The sequence below is a fragment of the Pseudomonas fluorescens genome (assembly GCF_001708445.1).
Lineage (GTDB): Bacteria > Pseudomonadota > Gammaproteobacteria > Pseudomonadales > Pseudomonadaceae > Aquipseudomonas > Aquipseudomonas gorinensis.
The window spans coordinates 2809785-2826263 of record NZ_CP015637.1 but is presented as its reverse complement, the minus strand read 5'-3'; the positions used below and the strand labels follow the sequence as shown (position 1 = coordinate 2826263).

At 61.6% G+C, this 16479-nt stretch carries 16 protein-coding genes; 10 read left to right on the top strand and 6 right to left on the bottom strand.

What is annotated here, in order from left to right:
• Positions 1–40: 40 nt before the first annotated feature.
• The gene (locus tag A7317_RS12580; RefSeq protein WP_024075629.1) at positions 41–1297 is read left to right on the top strand and encodes an OprD family porin; all 1257 of its coding nucleotides are present in this window, start codon (positions 41–43) and stop codon (positions 1295–1297) included.
• A gap of 111 nt (positions 1298–1408) precedes the next feature.
• On the opposite strand, the gene hpaA is transcribed toward A7317_RS12580, so the two are convergent.
• Positions 1409–2299 carry a 4-hydroxyphenylacetate catabolism regulatory protein HpaA gene (hpaA, locus tag A7317_RS12575; protein WP_024075630.1) on the bottom strand — a complete coding sequence of 297 codons (891 nt, stop codon included), beginning with the start codon at positions 2297–2299 and terminating at the stop codon, positions 1409–1411.
• 193 nt (positions 2300–2492) lie between these two features.
• Between hpaA and A7317_RS12570 the strand changes: the two genes are divergently transcribed.
• From A7317_RS12570 to hpaI, 8 genes are all read left to right on the top strand, one after another.
• Positions 2493–3158, top strand: a complete 666-nt coding sequence (locus tag A7317_RS12570; protein ID WP_069075941.1) for a fumarylacetoacetate hydrolase family protein — start codon at positions 2493–2495, stop codon at positions 3156–3158.
• Positions 3155–3925, top strand: coding sequence for a fumarylacetoacetate hydrolase family protein (locus A7317_RS12565; RefSeq protein ID WP_069075940.1), 771 nt, complete (start codon positions 3155–3157; stop codon positions 3923–3925). Before A7317_RS12570 ends, A7317_RS12565 begins: the two co-directional genes overlap by 4 nt.
• A gap of 5 nt (positions 3926–3930) precedes the next feature.
• Entirely contained in the window at positions 3931–5391 is a 1461-nt protein-coding gene (gene hpaE, locus A7317_RS12560; protein WP_069075939.1) for a 5-carboxymethyl-2-hydroxymuconate semialdehyde dehydrogenase, read from the top strand.
• A gap of 148 nt (positions 5392–5539) precedes the next feature.
• Complete coding sequence (hpaD, locus tag A7317_RS12555; protein WP_024075634.1) at positions 5540–6397, top strand: 3,4-dihydroxyphenylacetate 2,3-dioxygenase; 858 nt, start codon at positions 5540–5542, stop codon at positions 6395–6397.
• 14 nt (positions 6398–6411) lie between these two features.
• Entirely contained in the window at positions 6412–6804 is a 393-nt protein-coding gene (locus A7317_RS12550) for a 5-carboxymethyl-2-hydroxymuconate Delta-isomerase (RefSeq protein WP_024075635.1), read from the top strand.
• A 48-nt stretch (positions 6805–6852) separates the two neighbouring features.
• The gene (locus tag A7317_RS12545) at positions 6853–8157 is read left to right on the top strand and encodes an MFS transporter (protein ID WP_024075636.1); all 1305 of its coding nucleotides are present in this window, start codon (positions 6853–6855) and stop codon (positions 8155–8157) included.
• A 12-nt stretch (positions 8158–8169) separates the two neighbouring features.
• Positions 8170–8973, top strand: coding sequence for a 2-oxo-hept-4-ene-1,7-dioate hydratase (hpaH, locus tag A7317_RS12540; protein WP_069075938.1), 804 nt, complete (start codon positions 8170–8172; stop codon positions 8971–8973).
• A gap of 16 nt (positions 8974–8989) precedes the next feature.
• Entirely contained in the window at positions 8990–9790 is an 801-nt protein-coding gene (hpaI, locus tag A7317_RS12535) for a 4-hydroxy-2-oxoheptanedioate aldolase (RefSeq protein ID WP_069075937.1), read from the top strand.
• 53 nt (positions 9791–9843) lie between these two features.
• Here the strand turns inward: hpaI and hpaR are convergent, their stop codons facing one another.
• From hpaR to A7317_RS12515, 4 genes are all read right to left on the bottom strand, one after another.
• A complete protein-coding gene (gene hpaR / locus A7317_RS12530; RefSeq protein WP_024075639.1) occupies positions 9844–10266 on the bottom strand; it encodes a homoprotocatechuate degradation operon regulator HpaR in 423 nt (140 codons plus the stop codon).
• A 439-nt stretch (positions 10267–10705) separates the two neighbouring features.
• The gene (gene feaR, locus A7317_RS12525; RefSeq protein ID WP_024075640.1) at positions 10706–11668 is read right to left on the bottom strand and encodes a transcriptional regulator FeaR; all 963 of its coding nucleotides are present in this window, start codon (positions 11666–11668) and stop codon (positions 10706–10708) included.
• A gap of 119 nt (positions 11669–11787) precedes the next feature.
• Positions 11788–12360: a DUF3156 family protein gene (locus A7317_RS12520; protein WP_041161224.1), complete on the bottom strand. Its 573-nt coding sequence runs from the start codon at positions 12358–12360 to the stop codon at positions 11788–11790.
• A complete protein-coding gene (locus A7317_RS12515) occupies positions 12341–13840 on the bottom strand; it encodes an APC family permease (protein WP_069075936.1) in 1500 nt (499 codons plus the stop codon). Before A7317_RS12515 ends, A7317_RS12520 begins: the two co-directional genes overlap by 20 nt.
• A 293-nt stretch (positions 13841–14133) precedes the next feature.
• Between A7317_RS12515 and A7317_RS12510 the strand changes: the two genes are divergently transcribed.
• Positions 14134–15462, top strand: coding sequence for a hypothetical protein (locus A7317_RS12510; RefSeq protein ID WP_069075935.1), 1329 nt, complete (start codon positions 14134–14136; stop codon positions 15460–15462).
• A 39-nt stretch (positions 15463–15501) separates the two neighbouring features.
• Here A7317_RS12510 and A7317_RS31315 read toward each other — a convergent pair whose 3' ends face one another.
• On the bottom strand, positions 15502–16473 hold the full coding sequence (locus A7317_RS31315; protein ID WP_069075934.1) for a PAS domain-containing methyl-accepting chemotaxis protein: 972 nt from the start codon (positions 16471–16473) through the stop codon (positions 15502–15504).
• Positions 16474–16479: the final 6 nt, after the last annotated feature.

The following is a 16479-nucleotide window of genomic DNA, read 5'->3' as shown; positions in this document are numbered from 1 at the left end:
AGGGGCCATACCCACAAAAACAACAAAAGGAACGTCCCTCATGCATTCGTGCTTCTTACGCACGGCGGCAAGCGCTGGCCTGTGCGCCGCGTTTACCCCTCTGGTTGCCCACGCCGACTTTATCCAGGACAGCAAGGCCAACCTGGACCTGCGCAACTTCTATATGAACCGCGACTTTCGCCAGAGCAACGCGCCGCAGAACCAGGCGCAAGAATGGGCACAGGGCTTTGTGTTGCGCCTGGAGTCAGGCTACACCCAGGGCGTGGTCGGTTTTGGCGTGGATGCCTTGGGTGAGCTTGGGCTCAAACTCGACTCCAGCCGTGACCGTCGAGGTACCGGCCTGCTGCCGGCGGGTGCCAGCGGCGAGCCGGCCGACAGCTACAGCGAACTCGGCCTGACCGGCAAACTACGCGTCTCCAAAACCGTCCTGAAGCTCGGCACCCTGCAACCGTTGTTGCCGGTGGCCGCCTACAACGACACCCGCTTGCTACCGTCGACCTATAACGGTGAGCTGGTGACCTCCCAGGAGATCGACGGCCTGACCCTCAACGTCGGCCGCCTGGAGAAACAGAACCTGCGCGACTCCTCCAACAACGAATCGATGAGTTACGGCGGCGTCACCAGCAGCCACCTGGACCTGGCCGGTGGCACCTACGCCATCAACCCTCATCTGGCGGCGACCTACTACTACGCGCAAATGCAGGACATTTACCGGCAGAATTTTATCGGCCTGGTGCATGACCTGCCGCTGGCCGAAGGCGTGAGCCTGCGCAGCGACCTGCGTTATTTCGACACCCGTGAACAAGGCAGCGCACGGCTGCGCAGCCCTTCCAGGGTCGATGGCGGGCGAATCGACAACCGCTTTTTCAACGGCATGTTCAGCCTGTCGGTGGGGGCACACAAATTCGGCCTGGGCTATCAGAACCTGTCCGGTGACGGCGACTTTGCCTTCCCGGGCCAAGACCCCTATTCGGTCAACCTGGTGACCATCAACATCTTCACCAAGGCCAACACCGATGCCTGGCAGGCGCGATACGACTACAACTTCGCCGCCCTCGGCGTGCCTGGGCTGACCTTCATGACGCGCTATGTCGACGGCTCGCATGCGCAAACCGCCACCGTGCGCAATGGCCGCGAATGGGAGCGCGACACCGACCTGGTCTACACCGTACAAAGCGGGCCGTTGAAGAACGTCAACGTGCGGCTGCGCAATGCCACCCTGCGATCGAGCAATGGCTTGACCAGCGACATCGACGAAAGCCGCATCATCGTCGGCTACAGCGTGGCGCTGTGGTGATCCCAGGGCTGTGAAATGTGCAAGCCGTTCGCCGTAAAAGCCATTTTTCGGCGACAGCGCTGCAATGATCATGAGTGCAATGACGCCCTGGGAGAAGTCACGATGACGGCCTCACCGCAAACCCGATTGCCGCTGGCGATATTCCCCCGGCGTCATCTGCGCGTAACGCTGAAAGAACCGGCTGAAATAGGCTGGGTCCTTGAAGCCCAGCTGGTAGCAGATTTCGCTGGCGGAACTGCCCGTGAACAGCAGGAGCCGCTTGGCCTCCTGCATCACCCGCTCCAGGATCAAGCGCTTGGACGGCAAATCGGCGATCCGTCGACACACGTCATTGAGGCGTGCCTCCGTGACGCCGATACGGTCAGCGTAATGCGACAGCGGCCAATGTTGCAGGTAATGGTCCTCGATCAACTCGTTGAAGCGATGGAAGATCCGCAGGTCTTCATGACGCGCAGGCCGGGCTTGCAGCGAGTTGGCGCAAAGCCGCAGCAGGCTGATCATGATCAGGCGGGTCAAGCTGTCCAACGCCGCACTGCGCCCGGCGCCGGCCATGTTGATTTCATTGCTCAGTTCCTCGAACAGAAACTCCAGCCGCCTGACTTCAGGCGGGAACTGGGCCAGCGCAACGCAGGCCGCCGGCAATTGCGAACCGGGCACCAGCGTCGGGTCAGCATCGACCAGGCCCCAGACCAGTTGCTGGCGCACCGTCAGCACATGCCCGTCAGCGTCCGCTTCGGTGACAAAAGCGTGGGCTACCGTCGGTGGTGTCAGGAAAAACATTGGCCCCGACTCCAGGTATTGCTGGTCATCCAGGTAAACGCGCACCGCGCCGCTCTTGACGTAATGCACCTGGAAAAAACGGTCGTGCCGATGCACGGGCATGTTGCGGCCGAAAAACTCCGCCAGGTTGCCCAGCTTGTCGTAATGCACTTCGGCATCGCTGTAGCGCTGGTCGTACACCTGGCCGATGTTGATGTTGGGGATCGGCTTACGATCGATCATCGCGACGTTCTCTTTTTTATTGGGGGCTCAGCCGGCCTGAAACGCTCATCCTGCGCCGGATTTTAGCCCTGCACCACGCTCGGAAGAGCTTGCCACGCTTGACGATAGTTAACATCTTAATTATAACGTTAACAGGTTAACAATAATTCCAGGAGCCGGCCTTGATCCGCTCCGTCACTGCCAGGAGAAAAGCATGAGCCGTGCCCTGCACGATGTTGCGAACGGCACCCTGTTCGGCGTTGCGCTGAACTACCAGGGGTTGCTGAACCAACGTCTCGCCGAATTCGAACAAGCGCCTTACCAGAAGCCACCGGTCAAGCCGGTGCTGTTCATCAAGACGCCTAACACCCGTAATGGCCATGACGGCAGCGTTGTGTATCCCACCGGTGAACGCCTGCAGGCCGGCCCTGCGCTTGGCGTGGTGATCGGTAAAAGCGCCAGTCGCGTCAGCGTTGAGAACGCCATGGCGCACGTAGCCGGCTACACCATCGTCAATGAGTTCAGCCTGCCCGAAGACAGCTACTACCGCCCGGCCGTGAAGGCCAAATGTCGCGACGGCTTCTGTGCGCTCGGTCCGGAACTGGTCGGCCGCGACCAGATCGGCAACCCCAACCAATTGAGCCTGAAACTGTTCGTCAACGGCGAACTGCGCCAGCAGAACTCTACCGCCAATTGGGTGCGCGACATTCCCCAACTGATCGCCGAAATCAGCGAGTTCATGACCCTGCATGAAGGCGATGTGCTGATCACCGGCACGCCCGAAGGCCGCGTGGATGTGCAACCCGGCGACACGGTTGAAGTCGAGATCAGTGGCCTGGGCCGGCTGGTCAACCACATCAAGGCAGAGGAGCTGTCATGAAACATGCCCGTATTCGCTTTGAAGGCGCCACGCACCAGGTGCAGGTCGAAGCCCAAAACGCCGTGCGCCTGGCCGACGGTCGCCTGCTCGCCGAAGACCAGGTCGAGTGGCTGCCACCGGCCACCGGCAGCATGTTCGCCCTCGGCCTGAACTACGCCGACCACGCCGCCGAACTGGCCTTCAAGCCGCCGACCGAACCGCTGGCCTTCATCAAGTCCCCCGGCACCTACACCGGCCACAACCAGGTGACCTGGCGCCCGGACAACGTCGCCTACATGCACTACGAGTGCGAGCTGGTAGCGGTGATCGGCAAGCCGGCGCGCAACGTCAAGCGCGCAGACGCGCTGGAATACCTGGCCGGCTACACGGTGTGCAACGACTACGCGATCCGCGACTACCTGGAAAACTACTACCGCCCCAACCTGCGGGTGAAGAACCGCGATGCGACCACGCCGGTGGGCCCATGGATCGTCGATGTCGCCGATGTGCCAGACCCCGGCAACCTGAAACTGCGCACCTGGATCAACGGCGAACTGCGTCAGGAAGGCAGCACGAAAGACATGATTTTCGACATCCCGTACTTGATCGAATACCTGTCCAGCTTCATGACCCTGCAACCCGGCGACATGATCGCCACCGGTACGCCCGAAGGCCTGGCCGATGTGGTGCCAGGGGATGAAGTGATCGTGGAAGTCGAAGGCGTGGGTCGCCTGGTTAATCGAATTGTCAGCGAGGCGGACTTTTTCGCCGCCCGTAAAGAGGCTTGAGCAATATGATCAAACACTGGATCAACGGCCGTGAGGTCGAAAGCAAAGACACCTTCGTCAACTACAACCCGGCCACCGGCGAAGCCATCGGTGAAGTCGCCAGCGGCGGCGCCGAGGAAGTCGCGCAAGCGGTCGCGGCGGCCAAGGAAGCCTTTCCGAAGTGGGCAGGCACGCCGGCCAAGGAACGTGCGCGCCTGATGCGCAAGCTTGGTGAACTGATCGAACAGAACGTGCCGCACCTGGCCGAGCTGGAAACCCTCGACACCGGCCTGCCGATCCATCAGACCAAGAATGTGTTGATTCCCCGGGCGTCCCATAACTTCGATTTCTTCGCCGAAGTCTGCACCCGCATGGACGGCCACAGTTACCCGGTGGACGACCAGATGCTCAACTACACCCTGTACCAGCCGGTGGGTGTCTGCGCGCTGGTATCGCCCTGGAATGTGCCGTTCATGACGGCCACCTGGAAGACCGCGCCGTGCCTGGCACTGGGCAATACCGCGGTGCTGAAGATGTCCGAGCTGTCGCCGCTGACGGCCAATGAACTGGGGCGCCTGGCGCTCGAGGCCGGCATTCCCAAGGGGGTGCTGAACGTGATCCAGGGCTACGGCGCCACCGCCGGAGATGCGCTGGTGCGCCACCCGGACGTGCGGGCGATTTCGTTCACCGGCGGCACCGCCACCGGCAAGAAAATCATGCAGACCGCCGGCCTGAAAAAATACTCGATGGAACTGGGCGGCAAGTCGCCGGTGCTGATCTTCGAAGATGCCGACCTGGAACGCGCCCTCGACGCCGCGCTGTTCACGATCTTCTCGCTCAACGGTGAACGCTGCACCGCCGGCAGCCGGATCTTCATTCAGGAGAGCGTGTATCCACAGTTCGTCGCCGAGTTTGCCGCACGCGCCAAGCGCCTGATCGTCGGCGACCCGCAAGACCCGAAAACCCAGGTCGGCTCGATGATCACCCAGGCCCACTACGACAAGGTCACCGGCTACATCAAGATTGGGATCGAGGAAGGCGCCACCCTCCTCGCCGGCGGCCTGGAGCGTCCGGCCAACCTGCCGGCGCACTTGAGCCGCGGGCAGTTCATCCAGCCGACAGTGTTTGCCGATGTGAACAACCAGATGCGCATCGCCCAGGAAGAGATCTTTGGCCCGGTGGTATGCCTGATCCCGTTCAAGGACGAAGCCGAAGCACTGCAACTGGCCAACGAGACCGAGTACGGCCTGGCGTCCTACATCTGGACCCAGGACATCGGCAAGGCGCATCGTCTGGCCTACGGCATCGAAGCCGGCATGGTGTTCATCAACAGCCAGAACGTGCGGGACTTGCGCCAGCCATTTGGTGGGGTAAAAGGTTCCGGCACCGGCCGTGAAGGCGGCCAGTACAGCTTCGAAGTGTTCGCCGAGATCAAGAACGTGTGCATTTCCATGGGCAGTCATCACATTCCACGCTGGGGTGTGTGACCCGGATACAACACCGCTTCCGGTAGGAGCGAGCTTGCTCGCGAAGAATCCGCAGGCGCCGCTGGCTAACAGAAGTGCTGCGTTATCGTTGACGTTATTCGCGAGCAAGCTCGCTCCTACAAAAGAATAAATATTCAGGAGAATCATCATGGGCGAAGTCGTCCTGGCCGCAAAGATCTGCCACGTCCCCTCGATGTACCTGTCGGAACTGCCCGGCAAGCACCACGGTTGCCGCGAAGCGGCCATCGCCGGGCACAAGGAAATCGGGCGCCGTGCCCGTGAACTGGGGGCCGACACGGCGGTGGTGTTTGACGTGCATTGGTTGGTCAACAGTGGTTACCACGTCAATTGCGGCGAGCACTTCAAGGGGACGTACACCAGCAACGAGCTGCCGCACTTCATCAAGAACATGGCATACGACTACCCCGGCTGCCCCGAGCTGGGCGAGTTGATCGCCGCCGAAGCCAACCTGGCGGGCGTGCGCACCATGGCCCACAACATCCCGAGTCTGGAACTCGAATACGGCACCCTGGTACCGATGCGCTACATGCACATGGACGTGCCGGACGCGCAGAAATTCGACGTCATCTCGATTGCCGCCTGGTGCGCCTGGCACCGCCTGGAAGACAGCTTCACGTTTGGCGCCGCGGTGCGCCGGGCCATCGAGAAGAGCGACCGCAAAGTCCTGGTGCTGGCCTCGGGTTCCCTCTCCCACCGCTTCTCGGACGACCGCGAAGCCGAAGCCAATATCCACAATTGGACCCGTGAATTCGACAAGCAGATGGACCTGCACGTCGTAGAGATGTGGAAGCAAGGCCGCTTCAAGGAGTTCTGCGCGATGCTCCCGGACTACGCCGAACACTGTTTCGGCGAAGGCAAGATGCACGATACCGCGATGCTCCTGGGCCTGCTGGGCGGGCCGGACTACCACCAGCCGGCAGAGATCATCACCCAGCCGTTCGGCAGTTCCGGCACCGGCCAGATCAATGCCATTTTCCCCCTCTGAACCGGGAGCCGCACATGCCGCACTTCATTGCTGAATACACCGACAACATCGAGCAGCACGCCGACCTGCCCGCCCTGTTCCAGAAGGTCCACACCGTGCTGGGCGACAGCGGCGTATTTCCCCTTGGCGGCATCCGCAGCCGTGGCGTGCGCCTGGACACCTGGCGCATGGCCGACGGCAAGCACGACTACGCCTTCGTCCACATGACCCTCAAGGTCGGCCACGGACGCGACCTGGCGACGCGCAAGGCGGTCGCCGAAAGCCTGTTCGAGGTGATCACCCAGCACTTCGCCGAGCTGCAATCACAACGCTTGCTGGCGTTGTCGTTCGAGATGATCGAGCTGCACCCGGAGCTCAACTTCAAGCAAAACAACGTGCATGCCTTCTTGAAAAACCAGGCGAGCTGAACAGCGCTCGCCTTCCGCCAACGGCCACTCAAAAAAAAGTACAACATCATGAGCACAGCCAATACCGCCGACAGCACCACCCTGCTTGAACACCAGCGCACCCACAGCGTCGTCACCTGGCGCCTGATGCCCTTGCTGCTGATCTGTTATCTGTTTGCCCATTTGGACCGGATCAACATCGGCTTCGCCAAGATGCAGATGAGCGCCGACCTGCATTTCAGCGACACCGTGTACGGCCTCGGGGCCGGACTGTTCTTCATCGCTTACGCGCTGTTTGGCGTGCCCAGCAACATCGCCCTCGACCGGGTCGGGCCACGGCGTTGGATCGCCTGCCTGATGGTGGTCTGGGGGGTACTCTCCACCAGTATGCTGTGGATCGAAAGCTCCACCGGTTTCTACGTGCTGCGCTTTTTGCTGGGGGTGGCCGAAGCGGGCTTCTTCCCAGGGATTCTGGTGTTTCTCAACCGTTGGTACCCGGCGCGTCGTCGGGCGCAAGTCACCGCGCTGTTTGCGATTGCGGTACCCATGGCCGGTGTCATCGGCGGGCCATTGTCGGGGGCGATCCTGGAGCACTTCCATGACTTCGGCGGCTTGCGCGGCTGGCAGTGGATGTTCCTGATCGAAGGCGCCCCCGTGATCCTCCTCGGCCTGGTGGTGCTCAAGTGCCTGCCGGACACCTTCGAGACAGTGACGTGGCTCAACCCGCTGCAAAAGCAGCAACTGCGCACGCAACTGAGCAGTGAGGAGCAGCGTAAGTCGATCACCTCGTTTGGCGGCATTCTGCGCGACCCGCAGGTCTGGTTGCTGGTGGCGATCTATTTCGCCGTGATGCTCGCAGTCAACACCCTCGCGTTCTGGATGCCGACCCTGATCCACGGCGCCGGTATCGGCCGCGACAGCCAGGTCGGCCTGCTCAGTGCGGTGCCCTACCTGGCCGGGTGTTTCTTCATGATCGGGTGCGGACGCTCATCCGACCGCAACCGTGAACGGCGCTGGCACCTGTGCGTGCCCCTGCTGATGTCGGCGATCGGTATCGCCGTGGCCGGGCTGTCGCCGACCAATCCGACCTGGGTACTGAGCGGCCTGGTGATCGCCGGCATGGGGGCCAGCGCCGCCCTGCCGATGTTCTGGCAGTTGCCGCCGGCCTTCCTGTCCAACAGCACCCAGGCGGCGGGGATTGCCCTGATCAGTTCGTTTGGCAGCATCGCCTCGTTCCTCGCGCCCTACCTGATCGGCTGGATGCGGGACACCACCCAGAGCGCCAGCCTGGCCTTGTATGTGCTGGCCCTGTTTATCGCCCTGGGCGGTTTTTTGGTCCTGCGCACCGACGCGGCCATCGTCAATCCACAGTAAGAGAACTTCGTCATGCTCGATCAACAGCAGATTCTGCAAGCCGCCGCACAACTGGACCGGGCCGAGCGCTCCAGGGAACAGGTGCGGCAATTTTCGCTGGATTACCCGGCGATCACGATTGACGACGCCTACGCGATACAACGCGCCTGGGTCGCGCAGAAGATCAAGGACGGACGCAAGCTGGTCGGGCACAAGATCGGCTTGACCTCTCGCGCGATGCAAGTGTCGTCGAACATCACCGAGCCGGATTACGGTGCCCTGCTCGACGACATGTTCTTCGACGAAGGCACCGACATTCCCTTCGAACGCTTTATCGTGCCGCGCGTCGAGGTGGAGCTGGCGTTCATTCTCGGCAAGCCGCTCAAGGGCCCGAACTGCACGATTTTCGATGTGCTCGACGCCACCGAATGGGTCATCCCGGCGCTGGAAATCATCGATGCGCGCATCCAGCAGATCGACCCGCAGACCCAGGCCACGCGCAAGGTGTTCGATACCATTTCCGACAACGCCGCCAATGCCGGTGTGGTCATGGGGGGCCGCGCCGTGCGCCCGACCGAGATCGACCTGCGCAAGGTGCCTGCGGTGCTGTACCGCAACGGCGTGATCGAAGAATCCGGCGTATCCGCCGCCGTGCTCAACCACCCGGCCAAGGGGGTGGCCTGGCTGGCGAACAAGCTGGCGCCCTATGACGTGACCTTGCAGCCTGGGCAAATCATCCTCGGCGGCTCATTTACCCGTCCGGTGGCAGCCAACCCCGGCGACACCTTCCATGTCGACTACGACATGCTGGGCTCGATTGCCTGCCGATTTGTCTGACCCTGGAGGACCGTTCATGGAGATGCCCATCAACCGCTTCAAGCAGCGCCTGTGCAGCGGCGAAACCCAGATCGGCCTGTGGCTCGGCCTGGCCGATGCCTATTGCGCGGAGCTGGCAGCCAATGCCGGGTTTGACTGGCTGCTGATCGACGGCGAACACGCCCCCAATGACCTGCGTGGCATGCTCGGCCAGTTGCAAGCCATTGCGCCTTACGCCAGCCAAGCGATCATTCGCCCGGTGGTCGGCGATAGCGCACTGATCAAGCAACTGCTGGATATCGGCGCGCAAACGCTGCTGGTGCCGATGGTCGAAAGCGCCGACCAGGCACGGGAGCTGGTACGCGCGATGCACTATCCGCCCCAGGGCATTCGTGGGGTGGGCAGCGCCCTCGCCCGGGCGTCGCGCTGGAACAGCATTCCCGGCTACCTGGACCAGGCCGACGCACAGATGTGCCTGCTGGTACAAATCGAGAACCTCGAAGGCCTGGCCAACCTGGACGCGATTGCGCAGGTCGACGGCGTCGACGGGGTGTTCATTGGCCCGGCGGATTTGAGTGCGTCGATGGGTTACCGCGGCAACCCAGGGCATCCCGCCGTGCAGGCGGCGATCGAAGACGCCATCGCGCGAGTTCGCCAGGCGGGCAAGGCCGCGGGTATTCTCAGTGCGGACCCGACCCTGGCCAGGCGCTATATCGAACTGGGCGCTGCGTTCGTGGCGGTGGGGGTCGACACCACCGTGCTGATGCGCGGCCTGCAAAGCCTGGCAGCCACGTTCAAGGATGGCGTGGCGCCGCTCAAGGCCGGCGGTGTGTACTGACCCCGCGTCGTCGTTTCAACACGCCCACCCGGACGCAACAGGTGGGCTGACACTCAACGCTTGATGGTCTTCAACTCATCGAGCAACCCCAGCAGCGTTTGCAATTTTTCTTCGCCGAACTGCGCTTGCAGGCGCTGGTAGTTCTCCTCCATGCACTGGCTCATGGAGTCGAAGCTGGCCCAGCCTTTGTCTGCCAGGGTCACCAGCACCCGCCGCTGGTCCTGCTCGGCCTTGCGGCGATGAACCAGGCCGGCGGCCTCCATGCGTACCAACACACCGGTCATGCTCGGCTTGAGAATGCAGGCCAACTCGGCCAATTGGTAGATTTCCAGTTCCTCGTGCTGGCTGAGAATGCGGATAACCCGCCATTGTTGCTCGGTCAGGCCGTGCTCATTGAGCGAGGGGCGGAAAAAACTCATGGCCGCTTCGCGGGCCTGCAACAGGGTCAATGTCAGGGATTGTCGAGGTTTGAGCATGGGTCTGGGCATCAGGCTTCAGTTAGTTAATGTTTTAACGAAACTCTACCACTGTCCTCTTCGCCACGCGCGATAACTTGTTTCACTGCCCCCGCCACTGGCGCGCCGGGCCAACCCGTAATTTTGTAGGAGCGAGCTTGCTCGCGAAAAACTCACAGGCGCCGCGTTGATTCAGGAAACACGCGCTTGTTGTGGCGAGCGGGCTTGCCCCGCGTTGGGCTGCGAAGCAGCCCCAGAACCAACCGCTGAGGAGTGCCTGATACTCCGCGTTCCGATTGAGTGGGGCTGCTGCGCAGCCCAACGCGGGGCAAGCCCGCTCGCCACAACAAGCCCCTCACCACAACAAGCCCGCTCGCCACAGTTATCGTGTTCTTCCTTAACTGACTGGCATCACCAGGATGCAGGCTCGACGACCACTGCTTCCCTGCCCGTTGCGCACTCACACCACCTCGGCCATCTGCTGCAAATGGCTGGAGCGAAAATCCTTGGGCGACACCTCGAACTGCTTCTTGAACGAGCGGCTGAAGTGGGCTGAATCGGTGAAACCCCACTTGTAGGCAATCGAGGTGATCGACTCGCCACGCAGGAACGGATTGGCCAGGTCATCGGCACTGCGCTTAAGCCGTGCCCGCTGGATGTAGCGGCACACACTGTCGTCCTCGGCTTCGAACAATCGGTACAAATGCCGCACCGAGATATTCAGGCGATTGGCCAGGCCCACCGGGCTCAACCCCGGCTGGTTGAGCGACTCATCAATGACCTTCTGCACGTAGCTGCGCAGGTTCACGCCCTGCAACGCGCCGCAGTCGTCACTCGCCTCCTCCTGCTGCGCAAAGGCCGAGCCCAGCAGCGCGACCAACGCCGACTGCAATGCCAGGCCCTCTGCCTCTGCCGCCTCGCCTTCCAGGGCGTCCGTACACAGTTGGTCCATCAGCACATGCAGCATGCGCCCGCAGGCTTTGCTCGATGAGATCTTGCCGAAGGTACGCGGCCGCGCGCCAAGTTGCTTGCACACTTCATGACGGGACAGGCACAGGGAGGCGTGCTCGATCAGCCCGAACGGGGTGATCTCGATGGAGCCCACCGAGTCCATCAACAACAATTCGCCTGGGCCCAGGCGAATGACCTGGCCGTCCTGGGCAATCTGGCTATAGCCGCTGCGTTGGCTGACCAGAAAACATTGCTGGTCGTCATCGTGGTCAGCGCAGACCTTGGGGCGCTTGATCAGGCCCGCGTTGGTGCGCAAGTGAGCCAGGGGCAGCCCGCCACGGTAACCGGACGAGATACTGCCGATAAACAGCGAGCGATTGAAGGCCAGTTCGGTATTGAAGTGACCGCAGATCGCGCGCAGATCGCGGGTCCAGGTGTCGAGCCCCTCTTGTCCAGCCGACTGCATGATCATGGTTATGTCCACCTTGGTTTTTGTTGTTGTTGTCGCGCAATAGTTAACATGTTATCTAAGTGCGCGCAACACATCCGTCTTAACCAAAGCGATTGCACTAATGGTGCCAAAACCTGCGATCAGAGCGCGGCCAGCACGCGTTGGAAATGCAGCAAGGTCGCGACTAACCCATTGCGCTGATCGGCGCTCAGCGGGATGTAGCGACGAAACGCGGGCATGCGGTTGACCACCTCGCTGCCGCCCATATGCTCCAGGCGTACGCACCACTGGCCGGCCCGCAACTCAATGCGCAGGCGCTTGAAATCCAGAGGCATCAACGCCCGCAGCAAGTCCCCGTCAGGCTGCAACAGCGCCAGCAGTGCAGGGTCGCCGCTGCGTTGCCGACAACGAATACCGGTACGCCGGACGGCCCCGGTGTGGTGCAGTTCAAAACTCGCGGTGCCCTCTCGCGAAGCAGGCACGCGCAGCAGGAACTCGGTCATCACCAGGTGCATCAGCAACTGGGACTCGGTGCGTTCGACAATCTCCACGTGCAACTGGCCATCCTGCAACACGGCCTCGGCCGTGGCCGACGCGGTGTGCTGGAAATGCGCCAGGCCGAGGTTACGGCGCAGGTGCTCCAGGGTCACCCCAGGGCGATACCCCGCCGGGGTATGCCGGGCGCTGAACCGCTCAAACAGTTTTTGCAGCATGGCGCTGATACTCGGCATGAGGCTGGGTCGGTTCATGGGCGAACTCGTTGGTCAACACCTCTTCCACCGAGGCCGGTTTGAACGGATTGACCTTCTGCACCACCAGGGTCCAGAACAAGGCATACGCCGCGGTGCCGGCCAGCATTACGCCAAACGGAATGTAGATGTCCGCCGGGTTCATCCCCGGTGGCGTGATAAACCACATGCCCAGAAGGATGCCGAGGCTGGATAGGATCTGCGGCAACGGAAACCACGGCGAACGATAGGCGCGCGGCAGATCCGGGCGGCGGATACGCAGGCTCACCACCGAGATCGTCACCAACAGGTAGGCAAAGCTCCAGGCACACACGGCGGCCAGCACCAGGTGCATGATGTTGTCGGTGTTGCCGCCCAGGTACAGCGCGTGCAGGCAAGGAATCAGCATCGCCACCAGGATGCACAACAGCGGGGTCTTGAAGCGTGGGTGCAGGTAGGTGAAGACCTTGGGCAACGCGCCATCCACCGCCATGCCGTAGAGAATGCGCGGGACCCCGGCCATCAAGGTGTTGATGGTCGCGGCCCCGGCAAACAGAAAGCCGATCCCCAGCCACATCGGGCCGATGCTGCCCATCACCTGTTCCGCGAATTTCGGGATCGCCATCGGTGTATCCAACAGGTGCACGCCCGTGGTGGCGTCGAGCAGCACGTTCTCCACCTGGCGCTTCATTGCCGCGCCATAAATGAACATGCAACTGGCGACGCCGAGCAGCCCCAGCATCATCGCCTTGGGCATGACCTTGGCCGAATTGCGCAGGTCTGGCGCCAACGGCGTGACGAACTCGCAGCCGACGAACATGAACATGGCCATGCCCACCAACGACAGGATGGTGGTCATGTCGGTGCCCACCTGCGATACCCCGAACCAGCCCTCCAGTGGCACCACCGGCGCCGCGATCAGCCCCAGCACACCAAATACCATCAAGGTGGTCCACATGCCAAAGGTGAGGATGATCTCGGCCTTGCCAAACACACTCACGCCAAAGGCATTGAGAATACCGAACACCAGCACGAACCCCACCCCGAGCAACCACGAACCGCCGGCCGACTCCGCCAGGGTATTGAGGTGTTCGAAGTTCACCAGCGCCATGACCCCGGAAAGGATGGTTTCCGCCGTGCCGGCAAACACATGCACGATCAGATACGCCGACAAGGTGCCGGTGATGGCGAAGAACCGGCCCATACCGCAATTGATGTAGTCGTAGACCGAACCGGTGGTCGGCAGGATCGACGCCGCTTCAGCGAAGGTCGTCGCCTGGGCCAGCATCATGACCACCGCAATCAGCATGGCCACCGCAAAAGCGCTGCCGCCGATACCAAACCCCATGGTGGCGGTGAGAATCACCGGACTGGCCATGATCAGGCCGATGGTACTGGCGAGCGCCGTGGGAAAGCCCACCGTGCCCTGTTTCAAATGCTGTGTGAGCCGGTCATTGATCGACATGGTGCGGATCCTCGAAAGCGGATTTCTTAGTGGATGTATCGAACCGTTCAAGGCGCCGGCGATGAAGCCTTCCCCAGCCAGTCCCTGATCGAAACGGGATCGAGTACACCATCACTGTGCGCCCCTCCCATCCTGGTCGTCTTGCCCATGTCTGCCTTTGGTTTTGTTGCTGTCTGCCAAGGTGCACGGCTTGGCTGGCAGGGTCAATTGCGTGGCACGCAGGTGAAAGACTTGCCCCCCTCGCGGTTGCCCTAATGCGCCATCGCTGTCCAACCCTGCAGGGGAACGTAACAATGGAGCAAACGCTGAAAACTCGCTCACTGTCCAAGGCCGTTGGTCTGGGTATAGCCCTCTTGATCGCTGATTCATCGGCCCAGGCCTATGAGCTGTATGCCGATGACGACACCCATCTGAATGCTGATTTCCTTTCGGTATACGGGATGTTCAACAGCCGTAACAACTACGACGGTACGCCCGGGGGTTCAACCTGGCGGGAGGGTTTCATCAAGTATGGCGTGAGCGGCGACCAAGGCCTGGCCGGGTTCGGCACCGGCTACGGCGCACTCAACTGGGTCAGTTCCGGCACCTGGGGTGACGGCGATGCGGCAGGGAATACCGACGGTTCGGAACGCACGACCAAAATCGAAGATGCGTACCTCGGATGGCGCTCCGCCGATCTGTTCCCGGCGCTTGGCAAGGACGGCATCGATTTTTCCGCCGGTCGCCAGGTGGTCAAGGTCGGCAGAGGGTTCCTGATCAACGACGACGGTCCTAATCTGGGGAAAGGCCCGGCCGACGGCGCGTTGAATCGCGGAGGCGCCTACTACCTCGCGGCGCGGCACGCCTTCGATCGCACCGCAGTCCTGCGCCTGGGCGGGCAGGAAGGCCTGCATGGCTCGGTGTTGTGGCTCAAGTCCGATAACCGCGCCCAGGCGGAAACCGAGCTGGCGGCGGGCACCCTCGACTACACGGCTGCCGCCGGTACGCTCGGCCTGACCTGGGTCCACGGCATTGATGTCACGGACCAATGGGCCAGCGACTTCCAGAAACAACGCGAAGGCCTGAATACCTACAGTCTGCGCGGCGAAGGCAACGCGGGCATGGAAAACGCCAGTTTCGCGTTTGAATACGCCTGGCAAGACAAGGATGCCGGCCCTCAAAAAGCCTGGTATGCCGAAGCCGGCTATACCTTCGCGGACGTGACCTGGTCACCGAAACTGACCTACCGCTACACCCGTTACTCGCAAAAATGGGACCCACTGTTCACTGGGCTAAGCAGCGGTTACGGCACCTGGTTCCAGGGTGAAGTGGCCTCCAATTACGCAGGTCCCTTCAACAGCAACACCGGTATCCAACATGTCGGCCTGAAGGCGACCCCATTGGAAAACCTGACGGTCGGCGCGTTGTACTTCGACTTCAATACCCTACGCAAAAGCGATGCACTGAATCTCGATGCGAGGGAGCTGGATCTGTATGTGGAATGGGCGGTCAACAGCCACCTGATCATCAGCCCTTTGGTCGGCATTTATCAGCCAAAAAAGGATGAGACCACGGGTGGGAACCAGGTGGGCGGCAACGCTACCAACGTCTACAGCCAGCTAACGGTGGCCGTACCGTTCTGATCCCATTCAGGCGCTGCCGGGTGCAGCGCCTGAACAGGCTTACTGTTTGTGCTGATGCAACATCGTCTGAATCTGATGCGTCGCCTGGCGGGTATTTTCCGCCAGCTTGCGGACTTCATCGGCCACCACTGAAAACCCGCGCCCGACCTCTCCTGCCCTGGCCGCTTCGATAGCGGCATTCAAGGCCAACAGGTTGGTCTGGTCGGCGATGCCCTTGATGACGCTGACCACCGTCGCAATCTGGCCATAAGTCGCCTGACTCTGCTCAAGCAACTGGTGATGGGTGGCCTTGGCTGACTGCTCATCGCTGATATCCCGTACCGCGCCGATCACCCGGGTCAAGCGTCCCTGCTGATCGCGCACCGCTCGACCCCGCTCTCGACACCAGATGTAGCCACGCGTCTTGTGGCGCATCCGGTATTCAAACACGTACTCACCACTGCCGTGCATGCCGAGAATCTCACGGTCAAAGATCGCCATGATCTTCGGCAAATCGTCAGGATGAGTGATGCTGACTTGAGCATCCCAGCCGTCGGGCAACTCATGCGGGGAATACCCCATGAGGAGGCGAAATTGATTGAAAATCCGCATCCGGCTGCCGGGGTCCTGAACGTCACCGTTGACCACGGTGATGTCCCAGCAGCCCTCGGTGAGGGTTGACTGCAACAGCTCCCAGATTTGCGCCTCCTGCTGATGCTGACGTGACAGCTGAATGTGCTGTTTCAGCTCGGCCTCCAGTGCCTCCTCGCGTTGCCGGCTTTGCTCGACTTGCTGACGAACGGCTACAAGCGCTTGTTCACCGCATTCCAATCGAGCGGCCTGATCCATGGCTCGTTCATCGGCCGCAAGAAGCCGTTGGTTGGCATGGGCTCTCTGCTGCGCGAGCTGTTCCAGACATGCCTGCACGCTCGGATAAGCGGCCAGCGCCTGCATCTCATCCGCCTCACCGGCAAGCAACCGGTTGAGGGTTTCAGCGAGCGCCTGCATCGGTTTACTTTTCTTGAAGAACATCAGTCT

What these genes read in the sequence shown, in the direction of transcription:
- A7317_RS12580 (WP_024075629.1), top strand. Translation starts at nt 41, where the DNA reads ATGCATTCGTGCTTCTTACGCACGGCGGCAAGCGCTGGCCTGTGCGCC.
- hpaA (WP_024075630.1), bottom strand. Translation starts at nt 2,299, where the DNA reads ATGATCGATCGTAAGCCGATCCCCAACATCAACATCGGCCAGGTGTAC.
- A7317_RS12570 (WP_069075941.1), top strand. Translation starts at nt 2,493, where the DNA reads ATGAGCCGTGCCCTGCACGATGTTGCGAACGGCACCCTGTTCGGCGTT.
- A7317_RS12565 (WP_069075940.1), top strand. Translation starts at nt 3,155, where the DNA reads ATGAAACATGCCCGTATTCGCTTTGAAGGCGCCACGCACCAGGTGCAG.
- hpaE (WP_069075939.1), top strand. Translation starts at nt 3,931, where the DNA reads ATGATCAAACACTGGATCAACGGCCGTGAGGTCGAAAGCAAAGACACC.
- hpaD (WP_024075634.1), top strand. Translation starts at nt 5,540, where the DNA reads ATGGGCGAAGTCGTCCTGGCCGCAAAGATCTGCCACGTCCCCTCGATG.
- A7317_RS12550 (WP_024075635.1), top strand. Translation starts at nt 6,412, where the DNA reads ATGCCGCACTTCATTGCTGAATACACCGACAACATCGAGCAGCACGCC.
- A7317_RS12545 (WP_024075636.1), top strand. Translation starts at nt 6,853, where the DNA reads ATGAGCACAGCCAATACCGCCGACAGCACCACCCTGCTTGAACACCAG.
- hpaH (WP_069075938.1), top strand. Translation starts at nt 8,170, where the DNA reads ATGCTCGATCAACAGCAGATTCTGCAAGCCGCCGCACAACTGGACCGG.
- hpaI (WP_069075937.1), top strand. Translation starts at nt 8,990, where the DNA reads ATGGAGATGCCCATCAACCGCTTCAAGCAGCGCCTGTGCAGCGGCGAA.
- hpaR (WP_024075639.1), bottom strand. Translation starts at nt 10,266, where the DNA reads ATGCTCAAACCTCGACAATCCCTGACATTGACCCTGTTGCAGGCCCGC.
- feaR (WP_024075640.1), bottom strand. Translation starts at nt 11,668, where the DNA reads ATGATCATGCAGTCGGCTGGACAAGAGGGGCTCGACACCTGGACCCGC.
- A7317_RS12520 (WP_041161224.1), bottom strand. Translation starts at nt 12,360, where the DNA reads ATGCTGCAAAAACTGTTTGAGCGGTTCAGCGCCCGGCATACCCCGGCG.
- A7317_RS12515 (WP_069075936.1), bottom strand. Translation starts at nt 13,840, where the DNA reads ATGTCGATCAATGACCGGCTCACACAGCATTTGAAACAGGGCACGGTG.
- A7317_RS12510 (WP_069075935.1), top strand. Translation starts at nt 14,134, where the DNA reads ATGGAGCAAACGCTGAAAACTCGCTCACTGTCCAAGGCCGTTGGTCTG.
- A7317_RS31315 (WP_069075934.1), bottom strand. Translation starts at nt 16,473, where the DNA reads ATGTTCTTCAAGAAAAGTAAACCGATGCAGGCGCTCGCTGAAACCCTC.